This window comes from Hydrogenobaculum acidophilum (genome assembly GCF_054656715.1).
Map to the genome: position 1 here is coordinate 1 of NZ_BAAHXP010000017.1, position 25,247 is coordinate 25,247.

The 25,247-nt window shown below is 34.9% G+C and carries 19 protein-coding genes and 2 CRISPR repeat arrays; of the genes, 18 read left to right on the forward strand and 1 reads right to left on the reverse strand.

Going from position 1 to position 25,247, the window contains the following annotated elements; genetic code table 11:
- The first annotated feature begins 53 nt into the window (after window positions 1-53).
- Window positions 54-2,961: direct repeats of the CRISPR family, unit length 29 nt; unit sequence GTTGGTAATCTGCCTTATGGGATTGAAAC.
- Between the two features lie 173 nt (window positions 2,962-3,134).
- The 12 genes from ACYQZV_RS07850 (at window position 3,135) to ACYQZV_RS07905 (ending at window position 17,848) form a co-directional block, all read left to right on the forward strand.
- Complete coding sequence (locus ACYQZV_RS07850) at window positions 3,135-3,923, forward strand: hypothetical protein (RefSeq protein WP_459894747.1); 789 nt, start codon at window positions 3,135-3,137, stop codon at window positions 3,921-3,923.
- Window positions 3,924-4,042: 119 nt separating this feature from the next.
- The gene (locus ACYQZV_RS07855) at window positions 4,043-5,470 is read left to right on the forward strand and encodes a Cas10/Cmr2 second palm domain-containing protein (protein ID WP_459894750.1); all 1,428 of its coding nucleotides are present in this window, start codon (window positions 4,043-4,045) and stop codon (window positions 5,468-5,470) included.
- 108 nt (window positions 5,471-5,578) lie between these two features.
- Window positions 5,579-7,741 carry an RAMP superfamily CRISPR-associated protein gene (locus ACYQZV_RS07860; RefSeq protein ID WP_459894753.1) on the forward strand — a complete coding sequence of 721 codons (2,163 nt, stop codon included), beginning with the start codon at window positions 5,579-5,581 and terminating at the stop codon, window positions 7,739-7,741.
- Between the two features lie 22 nt (window positions 7,742-7,763).
- On the forward strand, window positions 7,764-9,086 hold the full coding sequence (locus ACYQZV_RS07865; protein WP_459894756.1) for an RAMP superfamily CRISPR-associated protein: 1,323 nt from the start codon (window positions 7,764-7,766) through the stop codon (window positions 9,084-9,086).
- Entirely contained in the window at window positions 9,083-9,649 is a 567-nt protein-coding gene (csx19, locus tag ACYQZV_RS07870) for a type III-D CRISPR-associated protein Csx19 (protein ID WP_459894758.1), read from the forward strand. The genes ACYQZV_RS07865 and csx19 overlap by 4 nt, the downstream gene beginning before the upstream one ends.
- A 1-nt stretch (window position 9,650) precedes the next feature.
- On the forward strand, window positions 9,651-11,519 hold the full coding sequence (locus ACYQZV_RS07875) for a TIGR03986 family type III CRISPR-associated RAMP protein (protein WP_459894761.1): 1,869 nt from the start codon (window positions 9,651-9,653) through the stop codon (window positions 11,517-11,519).
- The gene (cas6, locus tag ACYQZV_RS07880; RefSeq protein WP_459894764.1) at window positions 11,498-12,187 is read left to right on the forward strand and encodes a CRISPR-associated endoribonuclease Cas6; all 690 of its coding nucleotides are present in this window, start codon (window positions 11,498-11,500) and stop codon (window positions 12,185-12,187) included. Before ACYQZV_RS07875 ends, cas6 begins: the two co-directional genes overlap by 22 nt.
- Window positions 12,184-13,113 carry a type I-B CRISPR-associated endonuclease Cas1b gene (gene cas1b, locus ACYQZV_RS07885; RefSeq protein WP_459894767.1) on the forward strand — a complete coding sequence of 310 codons (930 nt, stop codon included), beginning with the start codon at window positions 12,184-12,186 and terminating at the stop codon, window positions 13,111-13,113. Before cas6 ends, cas1b begins: the two co-directional genes overlap by 4 nt.
- Window positions 13,110-13,397, forward strand: coding sequence for a CRISPR-associated endonuclease Cas2 (gene cas2 / locus ACYQZV_RS07890; protein WP_459894770.1), 288 nt, complete (start codon window positions 13,110-13,112; stop codon window positions 13,395-13,397). Before cas1b ends, cas2 begins: the two co-directional genes overlap by 4 nt.
- 392 nt (window positions 13,398-13,789) lie before the next feature.
- Complete coding sequence (locus tag ACYQZV_RS07895; RefSeq protein ID WP_459894772.1) at window positions 13,790-14,080, forward strand: hypothetical protein; 291 nt, start codon at window positions 13,790-13,792, stop codon at window positions 14,078-14,080.
- The gene (locus ACYQZV_RS07900; RefSeq protein ID WP_459894774.1) at window positions 14,081-14,605 is read left to right on the forward strand and encodes a DUF6036 family nucleotidyltransferase; all 525 of its coding nucleotides are present in this window, start codon (window positions 14,081-14,083) and stop codon (window positions 14,603-14,605) included.
- 1,331 nt (window positions 14,606-15,936) lie between these two features.
- Window positions 15,937-16,982: direct repeats of the CRISPR family, unit length 29 nt; unit sequence GTTGGTAATCTGCCTTATGGGATTGAAAC.
- Window positions 16,983-17,047: 65 nt separating this feature from the next.
- Window positions 17,048-17,848 (forward strand): TIGR04219 family outer membrane beta-barrel protein, encoded by an 801-nt coding sequence (locus ACYQZV_RS07905; protein ID WP_459894776.1) that lies wholly within the window; start codon window positions 17,048-17,050, stop codon window positions 17,846-17,848.
- Between the two features lie 200 nt (window positions 17,849-18,048).
- Here the strand turns inward: ACYQZV_RS07905 and ACYQZV_RS07910 are convergent, their stop codons facing one another.
- Window positions 18,049-19,392, reverse strand: a complete 1,344-nt coding sequence (locus ACYQZV_RS07910) for a nicotinate phosphoribosyltransferase (protein ID WP_459894779.1) — start codon at window positions 19,390-19,392, stop codon at window positions 18,049-18,051.
- A gap of 132 nt (window positions 19,393-19,524) precedes the next feature.
- Between ACYQZV_RS07910 and dnaX the strand changes: the two genes are divergently transcribed.
- From dnaX to ACYQZV_RS07940, 6 genes are read left to right on the forward strand one after another with little or no spacing between them, the layout of a single operon-like run.
- Window positions 19,525-20,787, forward strand: a complete 1,263-nt coding sequence (dnaX, locus tag ACYQZV_RS07915; protein ID WP_459894781.1) for a DNA polymerase III subunit gamma/tau — start codon at window positions 19,525-19,527, stop codon at window positions 20,785-20,787.
- The gene (locus ACYQZV_RS07920; RefSeq protein WP_459894784.1) at window positions 20,774-21,007 is read left to right on the forward strand and encodes a hypothetical protein; all 234 of its coding nucleotides are present in this window, start codon (window positions 20,774-20,776) and stop codon (window positions 21,005-21,007) included. Before dnaX ends, ACYQZV_RS07920 begins: the two co-directional genes overlap by 14 nt.
- On the forward strand, window positions 21,004-22,323 hold the full coding sequence (locus ACYQZV_RS07925) for a sigma-54-dependent transcriptional regulator (RefSeq protein ID WP_459894787.1): 1,320 nt from the start codon (window positions 21,004-21,006) through the stop codon (window positions 22,321-22,323). The genes ACYQZV_RS07920 and ACYQZV_RS07925 overlap by 4 nt, the downstream gene beginning before the upstream one ends.
- A complete protein-coding gene (gene rbfA, locus ACYQZV_RS07930; RefSeq protein ID WP_459894790.1) occupies window positions 22,323-22,610 on the forward strand; it encodes a 30S ribosome-binding factor RbfA in 288 nt (95 codons plus the stop codon). The genes ACYQZV_RS07925 and rbfA overlap by 1 nt, the downstream gene beginning before the upstream one ends.
- The gene (locus tag ACYQZV_RS07935; RefSeq protein WP_459894793.1) at window positions 22,610-23,740 is read left to right on the forward strand and encodes a geranylgeranyl reductase family protein; all 1,131 of its coding nucleotides are present in this window, start codon (window positions 22,610-22,612) and stop codon (window positions 23,738-23,740) included. Before rbfA ends, ACYQZV_RS07935 begins: the two co-directional genes overlap by 1 nt.
- Before the next feature lie 40 nt (window positions 23,741-23,780).
- Window positions 23,781-25,193, forward strand: coding sequence for a methyl-accepting chemotaxis protein (locus ACYQZV_RS07940; protein WP_459894796.1), 1,413 nt, complete (start codon window positions 23,781-23,783; stop codon window positions 25,191-25,193).
- Window positions 25,194-25,247: the final 54 nt, after the last annotated feature.

Here is a 25,247-nt window from a genome sequence, read left to right on the forward strand (position 1 = left end):
TGTGTAAGTATCCATGAAAGCTTATAATTTGATTATTGAAATCGGGTTGACGGGTTGGTAATCTGCCTTATGGGATTGAAACCCATTTTAGATGCACGTTCTAACCTTTTCTTTAAAGTTGGTAATCTGCCTTATGGGATTGAAACGCGGTTTGGTTTTACGTGTATCCAAGCCCGTGCTACAAGTTGGTAATCTGCCTTATGGGATTGAAACTCCTTCGGCCTTGTTCAGGCCGTAAAAGCTCAGGGGGTTGGTAATCTGCCTTATGGGATTGAAACTATATCACTTTTAGATATAGTTCCTGCTTCAACCTGTTGGTAATCTGCCTTATGGGATTGAAACAAACTACCTACATTAGTACAATTGTAAGGAGAACGTTGGTAATCTGCCTTATGGGATTGAAACCTATCGCTTTTCTTATCAAGATTTAAAAGATATTGTTGGTAATCTGCCTTATGGGATTGAAACCTCTCCTCAACGCCTTCTAAACCAAAATCCTCTGGTTGGTAATCTGCCTTATGGGATTGAAACAAACTTTTTCAAGGAGGTATCGCTTATGAAGGTAGAGTTGGTAATCTGCCTTATGGGATTGAAACTCATACTTCACCCCCTAACTTGGATAAGGTATCTATCGTTGGTAATCTGCCTTATGGGATTGAAACCCGGCTGGGGAGGCACTAGGTCTCGGCTTTAAAATGTTGGTAATCTGCCTTATGGGATTGAAACGTATAGATCCTAAAGAACACGAACAAGATATAGAGTTGGTAATCTGCCTTATGGGATTGAAACAGAAGTAATTTAAGAAATATATATTCTACTTTAAAAGTTGGTAATCTGCCTTATGGGATTGAAACGCCTTCGTTTAATTCAAAAAATCTTCCATTCTTTAGTTGGTAATCTGCCTTATGGGATTGAAACACGATTTAGGTTTAAAGTTTGACATAAAAAGAATAGTTGGTAATCTGCCTTATGGGATTGAAACCTATTTCTCCGTTAGCATCTGCTTCAGCTTGATAAAGTTGGTAATCTGCCTTATGGGATTGAAACCTTTACCAAGGTTATCTATCCTATCTTTTATGATTTGTTGGTAATCTGCCTTATGGGATTGAAACATGGAAAATTGATTGCTAAGGCAAAAACTCATTCTTGTTGGTAATCTGCCTTATGGGATTGAAACTCTCCTGTTGTTGTTAGAAAAATAAAGGAAACATGGTTGGTAATCTGCCTTATGGGATTGAAACAGCTCTTTATTCCTTTGAATAAACTGTAGGGCTTTGTTGGTAATCTGCCTTATGGGATTGAAACTAATAACATTACATTAGCTCTGCAGAATACGGTTATGTTGGTAATCTGCCTTATGGGATTGAAACAGGAAACGGGATGTCAATAATAACATCCCAATCTTGTTGGTAATCTGCCTTATGGGATTGAAACAATGTAGCACCACCCATACCTTGTACGATGGTTGGTTGGTAATCTGCCTTATGGGATTGAAACTAATATTGTATTTTAAATTTTCATACTTATTATTTTTTATCGGTTGGTAATCTGCCTTATGGGATTGAAACCCTGCTACAGGTTCCAACATGTCAACGAAGTCCTTAAGGCTTGGTACTGAATAAAAGCTTTGTAGGTTGGTAATCTGCCTTATGGGATTGAAACTAATCAATAATTTCTGGGTTTTCATCCTTTTCTTCGTTGGTAATCTGCCTTATGGGATTGAAACCTGCAAACGTATGCAAAAAAGCTTCTTTAAACGTGGTTGGTAATCTGCCTTATGGGATTGAAACGGTATCCGCGCAGGCGGATGTACGGTATCTGGTCAGGTTGGTAATCTGCCTTATGGGATTGAAACCCGGCTGGGGAGGCACTAGGTCTCGGCTTTAAAATGTTGGTAATCTGCCTTATGGGATTGAAACCAATCCTGATAATGTGACTTTGTTTGCAGGGGCTAGGTTGGTAATCTGCCTTATGGGATTGAAACGTGGACAGCCCAAGGTGGAACTGATACGACTCTTGTGGTTGGTAATCTGCCTTATGGGATTGAAACCTATATTGATAGATAAGATTTCACCAGAGGACTTGTTGGTAATCTGCCTTATGGGATTGAAACCTCATCAATACTGTCACGATAATTACTACAACCGACAAGTTGGTAATCTGCCTTATGGGATTGAAACAGATATAAAGTTAGAAAAGTAGGAAACACTTTCTTGTTGGTAATCTGCCTTATGAGATTGAAACAAGCAATAATTGGGGAACTTTCTATACGACATACATAGTTGGTAATCTGCCTTATGGGATTGAAACCTTCTTGGCTACGGTTATAGATAAAGACGAAGCCGAGTTGGTAATCTGCCTTATGGGATTGAAACTCTATTGGAGCCTTAGAAATAGGCGTGCCAGACAAAGTTGGTAATCTGCCTTATGGGATTGAAACTACTTACATGTCAGGTAAAAATGTTGTATTTTACTTAGTTGGTAATCTGCCTTATGGGATTGAAACATGCTCTTCATATTCTTTAATAATTTGTGCTAAATTGTTGGTAATCTGCCTTATGGGATTGAAACTCGTATTCACGAAGAATATGTGCTAAGTTTTCTTTTGTTGGTAATCTGCCTTATGGGATTGAAACAGGCACAGGAGATTACGGATTTGTGCCTGAAACAGTAGTTGGTAATCTGCCTTATGGGATTGAAACCTATAGAGCCAGATACAAAGTACGATATAGTATACGTTGGTAATCTGCCTTATGGGATTGAAACATAAACACAGCAAAGCTTTGGGAACAAATAAATCCAGTTGGTAATCTGCCTTATGGGATTGAAACGCATCATCTTTATGATAGAATGCATATACTATTGTAGGTTGGTAATCTGCCTTATGGGATTGAAACTCTTCTAACGTCTTCTTTAATTCGTGTTTCAAAAAGTTGGTAATCTGCCTTATGGGATTGAAACTTGTTGCAGAGGATTAGAGTTGTTAGACTGTGCTATAGGTTGGTAATCTGCCTTATGGAGCGTTTACATTTTTGTAGCTTCTTAGCATCAAGGTAGCATCAAAAAAAAAGATAGTCAGAAAATTTACTTTTTTGCGTATTTATATGATATGATAATATTTGGGGAGAAAGGTTATGAAATCTTCTGATTTGGCAACTATAAAAAATTATTTGGGGGCTTTGGAAAGCCGGAGGGCTATTGCTGCTCTAATATCCATTTTTGCTTTGGGCGGGCTTATACCAGATATTATCATAGAATTAGCCAACCATTTTATCTCTAATATAGCTATTAGGATAGCAGTTTATCTTGCGATAATATTTATTATTTTTGTGATTTTATATTTTATGTATAGAGATTTGAAAAAATATTTAGAACATATAGATTATGAGGTAGTGGAGGTTGAACCTTCCCATGTGAAGGTTGCGATATTGGCTCTTAGTAAACCAAACACTAACTCCGAAGATATGGTTAAATCCATAAAAACACAAAAAGAAGTAGATTTTAATACAATCCGTGAAAATTATGATAAAGCAAACTGGATTATGCCACTGTGTTTAATAAAAGGTTTAAAAGAAAAATCACATAGCTTTAATAAAATAGTTGTTATCCCTTCCAATGAATCAAAACCTTTTGTTTCTGATTTTGTTAGTATTGTTAAGAAAGTGTTTCCAGATATTGATATAGAACCTACAGAAGCTGTAAACTATAAAAACCTTATAGAACTTCAAAAGCATATGAAAAAAATCATAGAAGACTTAAAGGAAAAATACTCTCTAAAAAGCATAGCAATAGATTGCACAAGCGGGACTGCTTTGTATAGCATAATAGCATCTTCTATTACATTTTCTAACGATATTGTAACTTCTTATGTCAAAGAAGATAAAGAACCAATGTTTTTTGATATGAAAAAGGTTGAAAAATGAGATGTTTAGATATGTGTTGGCTGACTCAAATACCGCCGGTCGAGAGATGGGTCAGCTTGTTATGGCGGGATAGAAATACTCGACTTTCTAGGTTAAAAGCCTAGAAAACTATATAAGGTATGGATGATAAAAGGGTTGCGGTAATAATAGATGTGCCATCTATTCAAAGGTATATTTTTGGAAGTAACAGGTTAAAACACAATATAGGAGCTTCTTATATAGTAAAGAGGCTATACGATGAACCTATGAAAGAGGCGTTGATAGGCATTAAAGAGGGCGAAGATTTTAAGATAGGATACAAAGGTGGTGGTAATGCCCTTTTGTTGTTTAAGCATCCAGAAAAAGCAAAGGAGTTTATAAAAAAATACTCAAAGGTTGTGATGGAATACTTTCCGGGTGTTTCATTGGCTTTTGGAATGATAGAAGATTTTGACGAAGAAAACACGCAAGACTCTTTAAGAAGACTTCACTACAATCTAAAAGAGAACAAATCGAAGTATCTTCCTATAGTAAATATAAACAAATGGGGCATAACAAAAGATTGTCCCGAATCTTACGAAAGCGCAGAAGTATACAACCCTGACGATAAAAACTTTATATCTAGAGTGGTAGAAGCAAAGCTAGAAGCTTTTGAAATAGGAAAAGATGATTTTGATAGCTATTTAAAAGAGTATAAAGATTACACATTCCCATCAGAGTTATCCAAATGCACTTTGGAAGAAAACGATGACGAAACCGAGAATCCTTACATTGCGTTGGTGCATATAGATGGAAACAAGATGGGGGAACGTTTTAGAGCCTGTAAGAGCATTGATGAGTTAAAAAAACTATCAGAAAGCGTTGAAAACGTAACCAAAGAATCTTTTAAGGCTATGCTAAATAGGGTTATAGACCTTCATAAAAAAGACCAAATATCCCTAAGAGAAGAGGATGGTAAATACCTAATGCCTCTTAGACCGATTATATTAGGAGGGGATGATATCACGTTTGTTTGTGATGCGAAACTTGGGATTGAGCTGGCAAAGTACTTTATAGACACCTTCTCAAAAGGTAAAGTGTCCGATGGTAAGCCTCTTAACGCTTGTGGTGGTATATTCATAGTAAAAGCCAAATATCCATTTTTTAAATCTTACACTGTGGCAGAGGAGCTAACTTCAGAGGCTAAGAAAGCTTCTAGGGAAAAGGAAGGCTCTTATATTAGCTTTGCCATAGCAAAAAGTGGATTCACCGGAGACTGGAAAAACTTCTCAAAAATCCACTACAAAGCTATTGAAGGAAATGTAAGATTTAGCCCTTACGATGTAAAGACGTTAAACGAACTTTTCAAAGTTATATACCATTTCAAAGAAAAATGGCCAAAAAACAAAGTGTATGAGTTAAGAGAGCTTCTTTTTGACAAAAAAGAGAAGGTAAAGATGTTTCTCTACGAAGTCAAAGAAAAATACAAATTAGAATTAGAAGAGTACGAAGATTATAAAGAACATATTTGGAAAAATAGTAAAACTCCCTATTTTGATGCTATAGAGCTAATGGAGTTTGTGCCTTGATAGATGTTAGATATGTCCCAATACCGCCTGTTGGGTCCCGGGGACGCTTGTGGCGGGATAAAAATAGCCCAACCAAAAGCCAAAGCTGGCTTTTGATAAGAAGGTTATATGAAGCTAGTGGTAAAAACGCTTTCTAATGTTTTTATAAGTGCTGGTGAAGGTGAGGGTCTTATAGACCAAGATTGTGTATTTGATGAGTTTGGCATACCTTATATACCTTCTAAGAGAATAAAGGGACTTTTAAGGGATAGCGCAATCCAGGTGCTTGGTTATCTTGGTTTAAAAAGTGATATTGTGGACGATGTGTTTGGCATAAAAGGAAAGACCATAGCGAAATTTCACATTTCAAACCTATACATACCAAACTACGAAAACATAAAGTCAGAGCTAAGTTTTATAAAAGAGCATAAAAAAGATGTTGCACCTTTGGTTTCTCCTGTGAAAATTAAAAACTTCTTTTCTTCTATAAGATTTCACACCGCTATTGACAATATTACAAAAACCGCAAAGGACTCCTCTCTAAGGGTTTTTAGAGTTATAGACAAGGGGCTTACCTTTGAAGGGGATATAACAGGTGAGTTATCGGAAAAACAAATAGCTCTTCTTTATCTTAGTGCCCTAAACGTAAGATATATGGGTTTGGCAAGACACAATGGTTATGGCAAAGTAGAAACATATCTAAATATAGATAAAACAATAGATGAGTGTATTGAGCTTTTAACAAAAGAAAGCGAATATAAAGAACCGTTAGAAAGCCAAAAACAAGACATAGCTCTAACAGGTGAAAACTGTATGCTAGAGTTTGATTTGGAGTTGTTAGACCCTGTTGTGATGCTATCCAAAAGGGAAGATAAAAACACCATAGAAAGCTTAGACTATATAATTTCTACCAGCATAAGGGGTGCCATACACAAAAAGTTTTCAAAGAGATACAAAGATGAGCTTTTACAAAAAGTTTTGGTTTCAAACGCCTATCCATACAAAGATAATATGTATAAACCTTTACCAAAATTTATACAAGAAACAAAAGAAGGCAGAGTGGTTTCGATATTTTCAGAGCAAGACAGGGAAATTGCCATAGGTAGTAAACCAAAGTCCGGTTTTTATGCAGACTTAGGCGGAAAGGTAAATATACTCTATCCTGTGAAAACTTCTTATATTCATCACAACAAATACGAATACATGAGAACTAAAAAACAACAAGACAATCATGATATATTTTATTATCAAGCTATCAAAGAAGGGCAAAGCTTTAGAGGGTATCTGATAGGAGACAAAGCTATTTTAGAAGCTATAAAAGATAGCGTTGGGGAAGAGCTTTATATAGGAAGATCAAGGAGTGCTCAATATGGAAGGGTGAAGGTAAAATTTTACGATATAAAACCTATTGAGACAAAAGCGGTAAAACCAACCTCTAAAAAGAAGTTTGTAATATACGCCCTAAGCCCTATAGTCATATACAACAAAAACGGCTTTTCAACGTTGTCTACGGATATATTGCAAGATTACATAGAAAAGGCCTTAGAAGTCCCTGTAAAGATAGAAAATGCGATTGTAACCACTACTACTTTGGAAAGATATATAGATGTATGGCACTCGAGAAGCCCAAGGCTTTATGCTTATGATATAGGTTCTTCCTTTCTCGTAAGTGTAGAAGGTAATATACCAGAAGAAGCTATGAAAAAGCTATTGTTTTACGGGATAGGGGAGCTCACTCAATTAGGATATGGAAAAGTAGATATTTACGAAAATTTTCAAGATATAAAATGGCAAGAACAAGAAGATGGATTGAAAACTGCTGAACAAAAGATTGAGCATACAAAACATATGATAGTGGGCTTATTGAAAGAAGACCTAAAGACTTATTTTGAATATGAAGGTTTTAAAAGCGCAGAAGAATTTAAACACAAAAAAGAGCTCAGCAACAGTCTCATTGGAAGATTGAGGCTTCTTATAACCAACGCAACCTCTATGGAAGATATAAACGAGTTTTTCAAAGATATAAAAGGTATAAAAGAAGACGGGCAAGAAGACTATAAAAAACATAAAAAAGCTTACAAAACTCTTGAAAAGGCTTTTAAAGATAAAATAAAAGATTTAGAAGAATTTGTGAGTATAGTGGATAAGCTATACGAGGGATACGAGTACAAGAAGTTGGCAGAAGACTTTGGGCTTAATTTGAAAAGCGACCATAAGCTGAAGTTTGACTTGGCTAAAAGCTACTGGTTTAACTTTTTTGATACCATAAGGATAAAAAATAGAGGTAAATAATAAATCGTTATAAGGAGTGTTTATGAAAGGAAGCGTGTTTTTGTTAAAAGGAAACGTGAAAAGTTTGGCTCCTTTGGTAATTGCAAAGGGCAAGGGAGAGTCGTTAGATATTGAGCTTCTGACAGACAAAAGCGGAAGGTTTTTCATTCCGGGAACCTCTTTTAAAGGGGCTTTAAAACACTACTTTGAAGATGCCTTTGAGGATAAAGAACTAATATCTATATTTTTTGGAAATCACAAAAAAGAGTCCCTTGCTTTCTTTGAAGATTTGACGCTTAAAAACGAGCATATCACTTCCACAAGAGACGGCATAAAACTAAACGAATACATGACAGTAGAGCACGGTGCAAAGTTTGATTACGAGATACTAGTACCAGATAGAGAATTTGAGTTTGGGTTGTTTGTAGAGGCATCAAAAGATATTGATAAAGTAAGGTCTATATTAAAAACCATAATACAAGAACTATCAAACGAAAATATAAAGATAGGGGCTTTTACCTCAAAGGGTTTTGGGCTTTTAAAACTAACAGACTATAAGCTTTATAGGTTTGACTTCCCGAGCGATATAAAAGCATATTTTAATTATCTTAAAAGCCATAAACTTGAAAATGTAAAATTAGACTCTTTAGAAGATGTTCAAACGCTTAGATATAAAGCTCCAAGGGTAATCTTTGAAGGGCGTTTTGAAATCAAAAACTCGCTTATAATAAGAAAACAAGATATCCACGAAGAAGCGGACAGCGTGCATATTACCACAAAAGATAAACACACCATCACAGGAAGCTCTTTGAAAGGGGCTTTGAGGGCAAGGGCTACAAGGATAGCAAAAACCGTTGGCATAAGCGAAAATATTGTGAATGAAGTATTTGGTTCTAGCAAAAACAGTAAGAAGAAAGAGGATGAAAAAAACGAAAAACCTAAAAGGCAAAAAGCGAGGCTTATAGTAAACGAATGCTATATAGAAAAAGACAACGTCATATCAGAAATGGTGCACCGTATAAATATAGATAGGTTTACCGGCGGGGTGAAAGAGACGGCTTTGATGAGCTCAAAACCCATATGGCATAAAAAAGAGATGCTTAATATAAAGCTAGAGTTAGAGGAAGCAAAAGAGGCTTATATAGGGCTTTTGCTTCTTGTCTTAAAAGACCTTTGGAATGAAGATTTGGCTCTTGGGGGTGAAAAAAGTATAGGAAGAGGAGTCTTGAAAGGCTCTTATCTTAAGATAAAGACAAAAGATGGTGAGTTTGAAATATCTAAAGAGGGTGACAGGCTAAACATAAAAGGCAAAGAGAAGTTGGAACATTTTGTAAAAGCTTTGAAAGAATATAAGGAGGAGCTATGAGTTTTAAAAAAATGAGAGAGATAAAAACCACTAGGTCTAGAAAAGAGATGTTTGAACTTGATAGTTTGGAAAAAGCCAAAGACTTGTTGATGGGTTTTGACGGGTGTTTTTTGATAGGTTGGTATGAGGACAAGATTGTATTTGACAAATTTGACAATTCAAAAGATGATTACTTTTCTCAAAAGCTTATAAACCTAAGGATTTTTAATCAAGAGAAAGAGGCTTTTATATATAGACATGTAAGAGGATTTAGTTTAAGGCTTTTAGAAGATAAAGAAGGTGAAAACTCTTTTGACACAGAGTACTTTGATGCAAAACAAATACTTTTTGGTACAAACGCAGAGGAAAAAGACGGATTTATAAGAGTTTTTGAAGATAGGGGTTTTTATATAGAGATACCAAAATATGTATTGCAAGATGCTAAAGAGTTAAAAGACGAAAATCACTATCTTGTTTTAAAAACCAGAAACTATATAGGATATTTGCCAAGTTTTCAGGCAAGCATTGAAGACGTGAGATTTTTAGATATATGTGTAGAATGTGTAAAACAAAAAGGAGGTTGATATGAATAACAAATATAGCAATCAATGGCAAAAAGGACAAACACATACAAATCAAGGCAAAAGAAAACCAGCAAAAGCCCCTTACAACTTCATCCCCTTAAACGAAAAGCCAATAGAGGTGGAAAAACCCCCAGCCTTTGATACATATTACGACAACAGATACACAGGTTATATAGATGTGGAGATAACAACACTCACTTACACATATATAAGAAAAACAAAGCAAGATATTGATTTTTTCAAAATAGGAGACACTTATAAAATACCGGGAAGCTCTTTGAGAGGGCTAATAAGGACTATGTTTGAGATATTAACCTACGGTAAGTTTCACTTTTTTGATGATAAAGTGTTATCTTTTAGAGCTGTGGCAGACAAAATAAAAAACTTTAGAGAGGCTTATCAAGAGATTATACAAAAGGGTGTCAAAGCCGGCATCCTTTACAAACAAGGTGAGCGTTACTATATAAAACCTGCTGCTTACGATGATGTTACAGGATATGATAAAAGCGGGAACTTTGTCTACAGCGGTAAATCCTACGATAAATATACTATAGACAATATAAAACACAAAGGAAAAGACGCTTATCTTTTGGTATCAGGATATATGAAAGGCAAGAAAAAAGCCTACGTTATACATAAAGATACAAATCATGAGCCAATAGAGGTATCAGAAGAAGTTATAAAAAATTATAGATACGATAAAGACAGAGGTTCGGATGACATGATAAGAGAGTATATGGAAAAAAAGAAATGGAAAGAGATACCTTGTTTTTATATAGAAGAGGGTGGAAAGATTGTGGAGATAGGGTTTACAAAAAATATGAGGGTTCACTACAAAAAGAAAATAAGCGACCATATCCCAAAGGAGCTTTTAAAAGAAGAAACTATAGACATGGCTGAAGCGGTGTTTGGAAAAAGCCATAAGAAGGATAGTTTTGCCAGTAGAGTGTTTTTTGAAGATTGCAACTTAGAAAGCGGCAAAGCCTATAAAAGAGTGTTCTTAAAAGTACTTGGCAATCCAAAGCCTACATCTTTTCAGCTTTATTTAGAGCAATCCACAAAAGAGCCTACTTACGAGGTGCCAAAGGATCACTTAAAAACTTGGAACGACAATGCTAAAATAAGAGGTTATAAACTCTATTGGCATAAAGACACTCAAAACCCTCAAAACAAAGCTTACACGTACTATGAGAAAGATGAGCAAAAACTGAAAAAGCAGTTTAAAAACTGCCATTTAGAATATAAAGATATAACAACACTAACGGAAGAGGATGTTAAAAAGATAACAAATTGTGATAAGTTTCAAAATCCTCTTGTAAAACCTTTAAGCCCTGGGAGCGTTTTTAAAGGACGCATAAGGTTTGAAAATCTTACAGACTATGAGCTGGGGGCTTTGTTATATGCAATAGACTTACCTTCGGAAGAAAATTTATGCCATAAAATAGGTATGGGTAAGCCTTTGGGACTTGGTAGCATAAAGATAACTTCAAAGCTTTTTATATCAGATAGAAAAGAAAGGTATTCTAAGCTTTTTGATGGAGATAACTGGGCTCTTGGTGAAAAAGAAGAGGACAAGACAAGGTTTTACAAAAGTTTTGAGGATTTTCTTAAAAGCAAATTAAACCTAAAAGCGCAATCTATATGGGATATTCCAAGGTTAAAAGAGCTAAAAACGATGCTAACATACGATAAGAGCAAAGTAGCTAAAGACGAGTGGCTAGAAAAAACAAGGTATATGCTAATAGAATGTGAATGCAACAATAACATTAAATGCCTTTGTGTTTGTGACGAAAAAGGCAAATGCAATGAGTATAAAGACAGATACGTATTGCCAAAACCTACAGAGGTATGGAAATTAAAAGAACAATGAGGGCTTTGATAAGGTTTGAAGCTAAAAATATGGCTAGTTTGCCCGTTGATTTTAGGGGCGGGTTTATAGGCTTTTTCAAAGATATATTTGGTTATAGAAATTATATAAATATGGAATTTAAACCTTACGTATTTTCGGTTTATTTTGGTAAAGAAGCCAAGGTTGTAAAAAGACACATAGAAAACGTTAGATTTATAAACTTAAGGGTTTCGAGTGAAGATGACGAGCTTGTCAAATTTATATGCGATAGAACCATAGAGCTTTCTGAAAAAGGAACATCTTTTAGGTTTGGCAATAAAGATTTTTACGCTTTTAGTATAGAACTCATTGAAGAGAACATAAAAAATCCCTTCGTAGCGCTATCTCCTATAGTCGTTAGCAAAGATAGAAATTACCTTACACCTTTTGATGAAGGTTTCGAAGAAGCTCTTTTAGAATCAGTGGAAAAAAGATATGAAGCTATAAGGGGTGTAAAACCGAACCTAAAAAACTTTTCTTTTATACCAAAAGCTGTAAAAACAGAGAGTGTCCTTCATTACAAGGGGTTTATAAAGTGTTTTAGAGGAGAGTTTTTGATAGAGGGAGACAAAGATATCGTAGATTTTGTTTATAAAAACGGTTTAGGCTATAGGACAGCTCAGGGGTTTGGATTTATTGAAGCAAAATGAGAAGCTATTACATAGTAAGCCATGGCAAGCTCATAAAAAAAGACAACACTTTGATGTTTCAAAATAAAACCAAAGAGCAGGTGATACCAATAGAAGATATAAAGGACGTGTTTATAATTGCAAGCGTAAGCATCACATCTGAAGTTTTAAAGCTTTTCTCCAAAAAAGGGGTGGTTGTACACTTTTTCAGCGTTTATGGAAATTACATAGGAAGCTTTTTTCCGAAAAATGAAAATGAGCTTGGAAGCTTGATAATAAGCCAAGTAAGACATTACGAAGACCGAGAGAAAAGACTTTACCTTGCCAAAGAATTTATAAAAGGGGCTATATCAAACTGTGGTAAGCTTTTAGATATAGAGTTTGATAGTTTTTTACAAAAGTTAAAAGGCGTAAATACTATAAGTGAGTTGATGGGAATAGAGGCAAACTTCAGGAAGCTATATTATAAAAGCTTGGAAGCTAAAGCTGAGCTTTATTTTGGCAAAAGAACAAAAAGACCGCCCACTACAGAACTAAATGCCTTAATATCTTTTGGTAACTCCCTTCTTTATGGGAAAATAGCATCACAAATATACAGCAGCTCTCTAAACATACATATAAGTTATCTTCATGAGATAAACCAAAAAAGGTTTTCTTTAGCCCTTGATTTGTCTGAAATATTTAAACCAATCATCGTTGACTTTGTTATATTAAAGCTTGCAAAAGAAAACGTTTTTCAAAAAGGATTTTTCAAAAGACAAAAAGATAAGCTGTTGCTTACAAACATTGGCTTTAAAACCTTTATCAAAGCTTTTGACGATAGGTTTAATGAAACTATAAAAATAGATGAAAAAGAATATACTTTGGCTACAGCCATAAAAATGGAGATAATAAAGCTTATAAAACATTTTGAAGCCAAAGAACTATACAAGGCATTAGTTATATGATAGTAGTGATGGCATACGATATAGATACAACGCAAAAAGAGGGTTATAAAAGGCTTAAAAAGATATTGAAAGTATCAAGAAGATACCTTTTTCAAGTACAAAAATCCGTATTCAAGGGTGAACTGTCCATCGGTAAATTAAATCAGCTTAAAAAAGATATATATAAGATAATAGACCCGTCAAAAGATAAAGTAGTAATATACATAGTGGATAACTACGGAGCAATTAGCGGTTTTGAAGAAGAGCAACTGGGCAAGTTTTCAGAGATTTCAAACATTATCTAAAGTTTTAAGTTTTTCTGTGTAAAAGCTAACATACACTATGGACACTTACATTCGTTAAAATTTTCTATAAACCGATGTCTAAAGGCGGTAAGTTTTTATGGTTAAAAGTTTATGAAGAAGCCACATAGCATTAAAAAGTATGTGACAAGTCTGCCACGGTCTACAAGTCTGCCGCGCTCCACAAGTCTGCCACGATTTACAAGTCTGCCAAGATTCTGCACCATGAAGCTACAAGTATACCACGGTCTATAGCGATAAAGTTTATGAAGTTGGAGTAACAGTATGAAAGTTTGGTATAATTTTTTTAAGTGTAAGTGTTAGCGTGTGGTATACTTATCACGATGTAATAAACTAATACAGTAACAAATAAGACAAGGCGTTATAATAAACATATGGAGATTGACTTAAAACTAAAAAGACTGTATGGGAAAGACAAGGCTAGTGTTGAGGAGCTCCTTTCAAGCAGGGCTGGTAAGAACATATTGCCTTATGAAATAGTATTTAATGATGATGTAGAATGGGAGTATATTAAAGAAAGCATAAAAGAATACTATGAAAAAGCTTGTATAATTTATTCAAACTATAGCTATCTTGTAAAAAGGAAAAAACCTTTGCCTTTTGTAAATACAAAAATATCAAATGAAGATGTAAGAAGATTTTTTGAGATTTTAAGAGCTATTTAAATGGATATTATAAGAATTTTTAAGGACATAGCATTAAAGAATGAAGAACCTCTGGAAATAATAGTGGTAGGAGCTCAAGCCCTACCTTATTATGGTGTAGATTATAGAAGTACCATGGATATAGATGCAGAAGTTATAAAAGGCGATGTAGAAAAGATATATCTTGAGCTAAAAAACATAGGCTATGTAAGCGATCTTTCTGAGAACATAAATGGATGGAGCATAATATCAATGCCAAAAGGCTATAGAGAAAGAGTTTTAGAAATCTATAAAGATGAAAAGCTAAAAATCAGCGTATTAAATCCCTATGATTTTATAATCATGAAGTTAAGAAGAGGCACAAATCAAGATATAGAAGATGCTATGGCAGTCGCTTTAAAAACTAAAATATCTGTTGAAACCCTTGATAGTTATTTTCAGAGTGCAATAGAGTCTTCTATAAAAGATACAGCATTATTTAATTTTAAGTTAATATACAACACTTTTAAAAACCTTCTTTTAGAAAAGCTTAAAACTCTTGCATAAGCTCATATATTGCTATGATAAATCTTATAAAAATGCCGTAGGAAATGCATTATCTTTTGCCTATGTTTGAGTTAAGTGTAGAAATAATATAGCAAATAGGGAAGATAACAAGTGAACATATCAAACAAGAAGAATAGTCACTGAGGAAATCACGGCTCAAAGAGTTAAAAGAAGACGTTGAAAGTGGTAAGAATAGAACTTTTGAAAATAAAACAGATGAGGGTACAGAAGCTAATCAATCTGACTGAGACATCAAGTTCAATGTAATGATTTTTAAGCAAATTTAATGAATAAGCCTATTCTTATTTTGATTGGCGGACCTAATGAAGCTAGAAAAAGAAAATCTTATATTTTAATAAATGCTGTCTTTAAATGAGAAGTTAAAATTTATGAAAACTATCATAGAAATGTGTTCAACGTTTGGTAAACTTATACGTGTTATAATTGTTTTGTGTTACACTTATTTAAAAGGAAGATTATTCCGATGGACAATATGAAAGGTGAGTTTTTGAAAAAATTAAAAGAGATATTCCAATTTGAAAGTAGTGATTTTGATTTTGGAATATACAGAATTTTTAATCACAAGAGAGAAAGATAAGAGAGAAAGATTATAAGAATTTATAGAACAAGATTTGCCGAAAAAATAGAAAGTACTTTTGAAAAGCACAAGACCGAAGCTTCAAAGAACATAGAATAGAAATACGAAGAGATAAAACAGAAAGTAATCTATTAAAGAAATACCTAGACAAATATAACTTTGTAAGACCTCACTGTGCCCTAGGATACAGAACTCCTAGAGAAGTAGCTACAAGTCTGCCACGATTTACAAGTCTGCCACGATTTACAAGTATGCCACGATTTACAAGTCTGCCAAGATTTACAATTATACCACGGTCTATAGCGATAAAGTTTATGAGGTTGGTAACAGTATGAAAATTTGGTATAATTTTTTTAAGTGTAAGTGTTAGCGTGTGGCATACTTATCACGATGTACAGCAACTCATACAAAAATTTATGTTATAATAATCTGCGGTTTTTAGTTGGCTTAAAAGCCAACTGGCGTACTTCAACAGCTGAATATGTGGGTAGCGTTATTTTAAAGTGATATGATATATATCACCTTTGGGAAATTTTTGTGTTTACGAAAAATCAATGTTTTCCTCGGCTCTGTTATATATCATAAACACTAGCTAATCATTGATAGAGAAAGCTTTAAAGTTATCTGTTCTATATCACCTTTTGTAGTAAATTTTTTACAGATAATATAATTTATATCATTGTATAAATTTCTATGAAAGCTTATAATTTAATTGTTGAAAGTGGGTTGACGGGTTGGTAATCTGCCTTATGGGATTGAAACTCTATTGAAACGGAAGTTTCAGTAAAAAATGCCTTGTTGGTAATCTGCCTTATGGGATTGAAACTCTACGGCTTTCTTTTTGTATGAATTTAAATCCACTGTTGGTAATCTGCCTTATGGGATTGAAACACTATGTCATGAGTCATAATGAACAATGGTGTATGTTGGTAATCTGCCTTATGGGATTGAAACTCATTTTCTTTATGGCATAGCAAGTGGCATATCGTTGGTAATCTGCCTTATGGGATTGAAACTCTCACCTATTAAGTTACCTATTTCATCTTTTAATGTTGGTAATCTGCCTTATGGGATTGAAACCTTTGACCCAGGATGTAGAGAACCATTAGGTGTTGGTTGGTAATCTGCCTTATGGGATTGAAACGCACTATGGAAGTTAGAGTTTTACCAATGTCTTTGTTGGTAATCTGCCTTATGGGATTGAAACTTTATCTTTTGGTTCTTAGAAAAGAAAGAAACAGTTGGTAATCTGCCTTATGGGATTGAAACGCACATGTTGGCATCATGTTTATTAAATGGGTTGGTTGGTAATCTGCCTTATGGGATTGAAACGGTTTGACTTTAGACATTAGAGGATCCTAAAAAGATGTTGGTAATCTGCCTTATGGGATTGAAACTACTTTAGCACATGAAGTTATCCACTCTACTTTGGTTGGTAATCTGCCTTATGGGATTGAAACCTTGTATAAGCCTTCCTATTTCTTCTTCTGTGAAAGTTGGTAATCTGCCTTATGGGATTGAAACTTGGTTTGTCTTATTGAGTAAGTCTAATTTTGTCAGGGTTGGTAATCTGCCTTATGGGATTGAAACCTTAACACCAATTCTGGTTTTCTCTAAACCATACAGTTGGTAATCTGCCTTATGGGATTGAAACGGGGAATAGCTGCTCTGCTTCCTTTGGTTTTAGTTGGTAATCTGCCTTATGGGATTGAAACACATTTACGGTAAACGTTTTACTCAATTCAGGACAGTTGGTAATCTGCCTTATGGGATTGAAAATGTCAGAAAGAGAGCGGAAGTTTGTATATAATTAATAGCATTTAAAATAGCCTTGGAGGTGTTTAATGAGAAAACAGGTTGCGTTAGCGGTGGCAGTGCTCTCAGGAGTAGCAAGCTCCTATGCTGTGAGTTTGTCTGGTTCTATTGGGTTTATCAATGAATCACCCAGTGGTTATATCAATTACCACAGCAACGGGATATCTCAAAATGTAGACGTAAAAAACAATTTAGGTTTTAGCTCAAAGACAAAACCCTGGGTAAGATTAAAGTTAAACACTGCTGGTATACCGATAGTGCCAAATCTTGAATTTGATTATCTACCAATGAAGTTTGATGGAACTGTCTCAAATCAAAACTTTACATACGACGGATATACATTTAAAGGTACAGTATCATCGTCGTTAAAAGCAGACCACTATGATATATTTGCTTATTATCATCTTCCTTTTATAAAAAATGCATCCAAAGGGGTGTTAAATCCAAAAGTGGGTCTTGGCGTTAGAATAGTAGATTTTAAAGCTGTCGTATCAGGTACTGCTAATAGTGTAAATGGTGTATCGTTACCGCAGGCTGTAAGCAAATCTTACACTGTACCAGTGCCTATGCTATACGCTGCTCTTGATGTAAGACCTGTACCAGCATTAGAAGGTGATTTTCATATAAAAGGCATAGCTTATGGCTCAAACGCATATTATGACGTAGTAGGAGAGGCAAAGCTTTATCCAGTGTTTATAAAAAATGGATTAGGCAATCATTTATTTGTAGGAGCAGGTTATAGATACGAAGAGCTAAAGATAGATGCAAGCTCTATAAAAACAGATTTCAAAGTAGATGGTCCATTTGCTGAAGTGGGAGTGGTATTCTAAATATTTTCTATGTTTTGGGGCTTTTAAGACAAGCCCCGTTTATCTTATTACATTTGTAATGCTTGGTAGACTTGTGAACCGTGGCAGACTTGTAGCCGTGGTAGACTTGTGAGCCGTGGTAGAGTTTTAAAGTTTGAAAAGACGGGTTTCTCGCTTGATATAAGCACAATGCTTCCAATAAAAGCCTAATAAGTATTGTTTTACAAATCTTTCAACGAGCCTTCAAGTTCTTCAATGGATTTTGAAAGTCGCTGCGATATTTCTGGTGATAAGGCGGTATATTTCGTTATAGATGTTAATATATCAGGTAAGGTCTTAAAGTTTGCCAACGTCTTTTGTCTTATCTCTTGCAAAGAAGGGATATTTTCTACTAGTTCTCCATCTTTTATATAGAGCTTTAGCATTTTTACGCCGTTTTCTACGGCCTCATCAAAATGAGAAATCATATCTTTTAGTATCTTACCGTTTTTAAAAAATCTGTAAAATTGTTTTTTATAAGGTGTGGTGATTTTTTTATAGCCTAGTTTCATTTTTGGTTTCCCGTCGTATTCTACCATCTTGTAAACACAATCTAAGTAAGGTAGGTCAGCGCTAGTGACAAGCTCAGTTCCAACTCCAAAGGCATCTATTGGGGCATTTTTTTCTATGAGTTCTTTTATCTTATACTCGTTTATCCCACCGCTTGCAAAAATCATAGAATCTCTAAAACTGTTGGCATCAAGTATTTCCCTTACTTTTTTTGAAAGTGTAAAAAGATCTTCGCTATCTATCCTTACGCCTTTTATTTTTATTCCTTTTTTCTTTGCAACCTTTATAGCGTTTTTAACACCTTCTATAGTATCGTAAGTATCTATTAAAAAAATAGTATTTTCAGGGTAAACTGATGCAAAATTCCAGAAAGCCTCTTCTTCTGTCTCATGAGCCATAATAAAAGAGTGTGCCATAGTGCCATACAAAGGGATACCAAACATCTTACCAGCTACAACGTTTGAAGTTCCAGCAAAACCTCCTATATAGCTACTTCTTGCAGCTATTATGCCGGCATCTACTCCGTGGGCTCTTCTCATGCCAAAATCTATTAGCATTTTATCTTTAGCTACGCTATAGCATCTTAACGCCTTTGTGCCTACAAGGATGGATATTTGAAGCGTGTTTATCAAAAAAGTCTCTATTATCTGGGCTTGAAGTATAGGAGCTTCTACTTGTACTATGGGTTCGTTTGCAAACACTATCTCCCCTTCATCTACTGAGTAAAGGTTTCCAGTGAATCTAAAATTTTGGAGATATTCCAAAAAATCCTCTTTAAACTTACCGGTAGACCTTAAAAACGCTATATCTTCTTTTGTAAATCTTAAGTTTAAAAGATAGTCTATTAGAAACTCAAGTCCAGAAAACAAAAAGTAGTTTCTTTTTTCAGTGGGTCTTATAAAAAAGTTAAATACGGCAGTTTTTTCCATACTTTTTTCAAAGTAAACTTGGGCCATTGTAAGCTCGTAAAGGTCTGTAAATAAACCTATACCGTTGTAATCTATAAATCGCATCATCTACACTTCCTATATTAGATTTTCAAGCTTTAATCTAAATATTTTATAACAAGTAAACAAATAAAGTTCTATAGATGGGTTAAACATACAAAGCTTTCTTAAATAAAGGCAATATAGTGTAAAATATTAAAGATGAGCTATTTACCGTTTGCTAGGAAGTATAGGCCGAAAACCTTTAAAGAGCTTATAGGACAAGAAATACCAGCCACTATACTAAAAAATGCGTTTTTGCATGATAAGATACACCACGCTTACATATTTGCAGGGCATAAAGGCACCGGTAAAACCACCACCGCAAGAATATTTGCAAAGGTTTTAAATTGTCTAAACCCCCAAGAAGGAGAACCTTGCAACAGCTGTCCAAACTGCCAAGCCATAGAAAAGGGAAGCTTTGTAGATTTGATAGAGATGGATGCTGCTTCCAATAGAGGTATAGACGAAATAAGGTCTATAAAAGAAGGAGCTAGTTACCTTCCAATGCAAGGCAAATATAAAGTATATATCATAGATGAAGCTCACATGCTTACAAAAGAAGCTTTCAACGCCCTTTTAAAAACCATAGAAGAACCCCCACCCTCTTTGATATTTATACTCTGCACCACTGAGTTTGACAAGATACTTCCCACCATTCAATCAAGATGTCAAAAGCTTATTTTCTCAAAAGCCTCAAAAGAAAATATAAAAACATATTTAAAACGTATCGCCAAAGAAGAAAACCTTGAAGTAGACGAAGAGGCTTTGGATGTGATAGCGGATTTATCAGACGATTCTATGAGAGATGCCGCAAGCTTATTAGACCAAGCTAGTACCTATGGCAACAACAAGGTAACGATAGATATAGTAAAATCAATGTTTGGACCGGTGGATAAAGCCTCTATAAGAAAATTTTTAGAGCTTTTAATAAAAGGAGATACCAAAGAAGCCATAAACATATTAAACACGCTAAACGAAAAAGGATACAACGTAAGGCTTTTCTGGGAAGGGGTCTACAAAGAGCTTAAGAATATATTAAAAGCCTTTGCTATTGGAGAAGCCCAAGAAGAGTTTTACAAAAACATGCTCTCAAAGCCCTTAGAGGTGTTTTTATACCTTGAAGATATTGTAAATCAAGGGTTTAGCGCCATGTATCAAAAAGACCCAATCCTTGCCCTTGAGATAACAGTCTTAAAAGCTTCTTTGATTAAGGATTTTGTACCCATTTCAGAGCTTTTAAAAGAAGGTTTAGATACGTCTATAAAATCCGCTGAAAAAAAAACACTGAATGACCCACAAAAGGATGATTTAAACACTAAAAGCCACCAAAATCAAGAGAAACAAAATGAGTATCCAGAAGAGGTAGAAAAGATTTTAGAAGTGTTTAAGCCAGCAAAGATAGTACACTATGAGAAAAAGTGATTTAAAAGTGGTTATAAAGCTTTCCAAAGAAGGAGAACTACTCATCTTGGACGCCATTATAACAGGGGCTCCAAACAGGCTTGGTCTTACAAGAACAAGACCTCATGATAAAAAGACACTTGAAATACTAACCACAGAGTATCAAATTAATGATTTGATGGAGTTTGTAGATAGTTTAAAACCGTATTTTAGCATAGAGTCTGTAGAGATAGAACCATGAAGGTGCTTATAATAGACGATGAAGATGCTATAAGAGAGGCTATATCAGAGATTTTAAACGATGAAAACATAAGCTCAAAAACTGCGAAATCTTTGGAAGAAGCAAAAAAAATACTCCTAAAAGAGTACTTTCCAGTGATACTTCTTGATATATGGCTAGAGGATGGGTCTGGTATAGATTTTATAGATACGATAAAAGACCTATCTCCAAACTCCTCTATCGTGATGATAACAGGCCATGGTGGTATTGAGCTCGCCGTCCAATCTATAAAAAAGGGAGCTTTTGACTTTCTAGAAAAACCTCTTTCCATTGAAAAGCTTTTAAACGTTATAGAAAAAGCCCACAAAGAGCACATAAAAAATAAAATTGAAACAGCCACAGGAAAACAAGATGATATAATAGGAGAATCTCAAGCTATCAAGAAGTTAAAAGAGGAAATAAAAAAAGTAGCCAAATCAAACGCCAACATAGTAATATTTGGAGAAAACGGTACCGGTAAAGAGCTTGTAGCAAAAAATATACACCAACTATCCCCTAGAAAAGATAAACCCTTTGTAGATATAAACTGTGCTGCTATACCGGACGAACTTATAGAATCTGAGCTTTTTGGATACGAGAAGGGGGCTTTCACAGGGGCTTTGTCTAGAAAAGCGGGAAAATTAGAAATCGCAAACGAAGGGACAATATTTTTAGATGAGATTGGGGACATGAGCCTAAAAGCCCAAGCAAAACTTTTAAGGGCTATAGAAACAAAAAGCTTCCAAAGGCTTGGCGGACTTCAAAAAATAGATGTAGATGTAAGGTTTATATGCGCTTCTAACAAAGACTTAAAAAAGCTCATAGAACAAGGGCTTTTTAGAGAAGATTTGTACTACAGGCTTGCCGTTATAACCTTAGAAGTCCCGCCCTTAAGAGAAAGAGGCCAAGATATCATCATCCTTGCAGAGTACTTCTTGGACAAGTTTTGTCAAGAAAACAAGATAAAACCTAAAAAACTAACCCCCGAAGCAAAGGAAGCTCTTTTAGAGTATCATTGGCCCGGAAACGTAAGAGAGCTAAAAAATCTCATGGAAAGGCTTAGCATCACAGCGGATAAAGATTATATAGACGAAGAGGCTCTTGGATTAAAAGTAAAACAAAAAGAGTATCAGGATTTTAAAAGCGCAAAACAGGAGTTTGAAAAGCAGTTTATAATGAAAAAACTAGCCCAATACAACTACAACATAAAGCAAACAGCCCAAGCTATAGGTATGGATTTTACAAATCTTTATAGAAAGATAAAAGCTTACAACATAAAAATAGAAGAGGAGTCTTGATGAGCAAACAAAAAGACATGCTAAAAAGGACCATAGAAAAAGAAGTAGCCAACATACTTGTAAAAGACATAGAAAATATACCTGGGTTTGTGACGGTAAACGGCGTGCTTTTAAGCGAAGATGGAAAAAACGTGCTTATATCTATAAGCGTTTTAGAAAAAGACAAAGAAGATGCTGTTTTAAAAAGGCTTCAAAGCGCAAGAGATTACATAAGACATCTTTTGGCAAAAAGAATAAAAACAAAATCCCTCCCAAGAATAGATTTTGTGATATCTAAGGAAGATTGATGGAACGATACGACGTTATAGTAATAGGCGGTGGACCTGCTGGGGCTGGGGCTTCTTACGAGCTTGCAGATGCCGGAGCAAAGGTTTTAGTATTAGAAAAAGCCAAATACCCAAGGCCAAAGCTTTGCGCTGGTTGTATATCAAAAAGGTCTATCCATTTATTTCCAGATTTTAACATAAAAAACACAATAAAAGGGGGCATTCTTGGATTTAAAGGAGAAGTCTTTGTAGAAAAGAAAAAAGATGAATGCGCCGTGATAGTGGATAGAGAAGAGTTTGATTATGTTCTTATATCAAAAGCCCAAGAGAAAGGGGCTAAGCTTTTAGAAGAAACCACGGCAAAAGATATAGAGCTAACACCCACCGTTAGAAAGGTTATCACCGATAAAGGTATTTTTGAAGCAGATTACATAATAGGAGCCGATGGTTATCACTCTATCACAAGAAAATCTATAGCTTGCAAAGACACTTCAAGAAAGTTTTTTATGGCGATGGAAGTAAGAGTACCAAAAGAAGATTTAAAAGACTTTCCAGATGACGAGGTTCTGATAGATATAGGTGTTGTAAAAAGAGGGTATGGATGGTATTTTCCACAAGGGGAGTTTGTAAATATAGGTATAGCCACCGCTGAAAAAGAAGACCTTTTAAACATATTTAAAAATTATGCAAAAAATCACAAACTGTTTCCCATAGACCTATCAAAATACCGTATAAAATCGTGGTTTATACCTTTTACATCAAAAGCCCAAGACTTAAGGCTTGGAAGAGATAGGGTATTTTTAACAGGAGACGCCGGGGCTATGGTAGACCCACTTTTAGGGGAGGGGATAAGGTACGCTTATCTAAGTGGGTCATTGAGCGCTAGGGCTATAAAGCTTGCCAAGAAAGACGCAAATACCTTGTATGAAAGGTTTGTTAAAAACACCATCTTAGAAGATTTAGTTTACGCTGGTAAAATAGCTTCTATCGTTTACAATATACAAGAATTGTCGTTTAAACTATCTCAAGACAAAGCCCTTTACATGTTTTTTGAGCTTTTAAAAGGAGAAAAAACTTACAAGGACCTATACAGATGGGGCTGGAAGGAACTAATAAAAAATATACCAAAAATCGCTATGAAAAAAATATGAAAAAAGTTTATAATCTATAGTATAAAAGGAGGTTGCATATATGCAAAAAGATAACGTGCTAATAGGGAGTAGCGTATTGTTGTTTTTGAGTGCTTTGGTAGGGGTATTTGTGAAAACCATGCCCGTTGGTCTTTTACTAATAGTGTTGGATGTAATATTTTTTGGTATCATAATATGGATTGGCTTGGGCAAAGAAGCAAAAGAAGAAGTAAAAGATATAGAGTGCGAAGACGAAAAAATAAAAGCCGATTTTAAGAGCATAATACCAGATGTAGCCACAGAAGTGTACGACTGTGCTAGAATAGAAGTGGCTTCACTGGAAGCTAGACACACGGCTGACAATCTAAAAGAATCTATATCAGCTATAGCAAATGCAGAAGAGGAATTTAGCGCCACCATGAAAGATATAGCAAACTCCATATTAGACACAAAGACCATACAAGATAGGCTTAGCCAGAGAATAGAAGAAAAAACAAAGCAAGTGGAGTCTTCAAAAGAGCTTGTAGAAAGCTCTAAGCTAGTATACAAAGAAGTTAGCAAATCTATATCACAGTTAAGCGAAAAGTCTAAAGGTATAGAGTCTATAGTTTCTACCATACTTTCTATCACAGAGCAAATAAACCTCTTGGCCTTGAATGCAGCTATAGAGGCGGCTCGTGCCGGTGAAGTGGGAAGAGGATTTGCAGTAGTGGCAGACGAAGTGAAAAAGCTTGCCGAAAGAACTTCAAGAAGTGCCCAAGAGATAGCGTCTACCTTGACAGATATGTTAAAAGCCACAAACGACGCTTCAGATAAAGTTAGTAAAATAAACAATGTTATAAAGAGTATGGAGGCTTTTTACGAAGAAATCAACTCATACTTTATAGAGATAAAGCAAAGCGCCAAAGAAGTAACAGAGCTTCTTGATAGGCAAACAGCAGCAGTGGAAGAGCAATCCCAAGCTATACATCAAATATCTGAAAACGTAGTTAACTTTAGAAAAGGTTTTGAAGATTTTATGAACATAATAGATGAAATAACAGGTTATACAAAAGAGCTGTTTAAAGATTCCATAGTGACATGGAACACTATCTACGAAATTGAAGACAAAGACCTTTTTGTAGAAACCGTAAAGAAAGTGGTAGACCATGCAAATTATATGCACAACCTATTTTTGGTGCTCACTGGCAAATCGGACTGGAAGCCAACAGACCATACCCAATGTGCTTTGGGTAAATGGTATTATGCTCAAAACAAGGAAGAAATAAAGTCAAAATACGGCGAAAAAACCTACGAAGCTTTTATTAAGATAGAGCAAGCTCATAAAGAATTTCACGATATAGGGAAAATGGCTTATGATTACTATATGAATAAAGATATCCAAAATGCCTTAGAGCAAAGCTATAAACTTGCATCGCTATCCCAAAACACAGTAGAAGCTATTATAGAGTTTGCTAAAAGCCTAAAAACTTAAAAAAAATATTTTGAGCTTGATTTTTTCGTAGAAATAGTTTATCTTATATAAACT

Coding starts and splice junctions, on each gene's coding strand:
- ACYQZV_RS07850 (WP_459894747.1), top strand. CDS start 3,135: ATGAAATCTTCTGATTTGGCAACTATAAAAAATTATTTGGGGGCTTTG.
- ACYQZV_RS07855 (WP_459894750.1), top strand. CDS start 4,043: ATGGATGATAAAAGGGTTGCGGTAATAATAGATGTGCCATCTATTCAA.
- ACYQZV_RS07860 (WP_459894753.1), top strand. CDS start 5,579: ATGAAGCTAGTGGTAAAAACGCTTTCTAATGTTTTTATAAGTGCTGGT.
- ACYQZV_RS07865 (WP_459894756.1), top strand. CDS start 7,764: ATGAAAGGAAGCGTGTTTTTGTTAAAAGGAAACGTGAAAAGTTTGGCT.
- csx19 (WP_459894758.1), top strand. CDS start 9,083: ATGAGTTTTAAAAAAATGAGAGAGATAAAAACCACTAGGTCTAGAAAA.
- ACYQZV_RS07875 (WP_459894761.1), top strand. CDS start 9,651: ATGAATAACAAATATAGCAATCAATGGCAAAAAGGACAAACACATACA.
- cas6 (WP_459894764.1), top strand. CDS start 11,498: ATGGAAATTAAAAGAACAATGAGGGCTTTGATAAGGTTTGAAGCTAAA.
- cas1b (WP_459894767.1), top strand. CDS start 12,184: ATGAGAAGCTATTACATAGTAAGCCATGGCAAGCTCATAAAAAAAGAC.
- cas2 (WP_459894770.1), top strand. CDS start 13,110: ATGATAGTAGTGATGGCATACGATATAGATACAACGCAAAAAGAGGGT.
- ACYQZV_RS07895 (WP_459894772.1), top strand. CDS start 13,790: ATGGAGATTGACTTAAAACTAAAAAGACTGTATGGGAAAGACAAGGCT.
- ACYQZV_RS07900 (WP_459894774.1), top strand. CDS start 14,081: ATGGATATTATAAGAATTTTTAAGGACATAGCATTAAAGAATGAAGAA.
- ACYQZV_RS07905 (WP_459894776.1), top strand. CDS start 17,048: ATGAGAAAACAGGTTGCGTTAGCGGTGGCAGTGCTCTCAGGAGTAGCA.
- ACYQZV_RS07910 (WP_459894779.1), bottom strand. CDS start 19,392: ATGATGCGATTTATAGATTACAACGGTATAGGTTTATTTACAGACCTT.
- dnaX (WP_459894781.1), top strand. CDS start 19,525: ATGAGCTATTTACCGTTTGCTAGGAAGTATAGGCCGAAAACCTTTAAA.
- ACYQZV_RS07920 (WP_459894784.1), top strand. CDS start 20,774: ATGAGAAAAAGTGATTTAAAAGTGGTTATAAAGCTTTCCAAAGAAGGA.
- ACYQZV_RS07925 (WP_459894787.1), top strand. CDS start 21,004: ATGAAGGTGCTTATAATAGACGATGAAGATGCTATAAGAGAGGCTATA.
- rbfA (WP_459894790.1), top strand. CDS start 22,323: ATGAGCAAACAAAAAGACATGCTAAAAAGGACCATAGAAAAAGAAGTA.
- ACYQZV_RS07935 (WP_459894793.1), top strand. CDS start 22,610: ATGGAACGATACGACGTTATAGTAATAGGCGGTGGACCTGCTGGGGCT.
- ACYQZV_RS07940 (WP_459894796.1), top strand. CDS start 23,781: ATGCAAAAAGATAACGTGCTAATAGGGAGTAGCGTATTGTTGTTTTTG.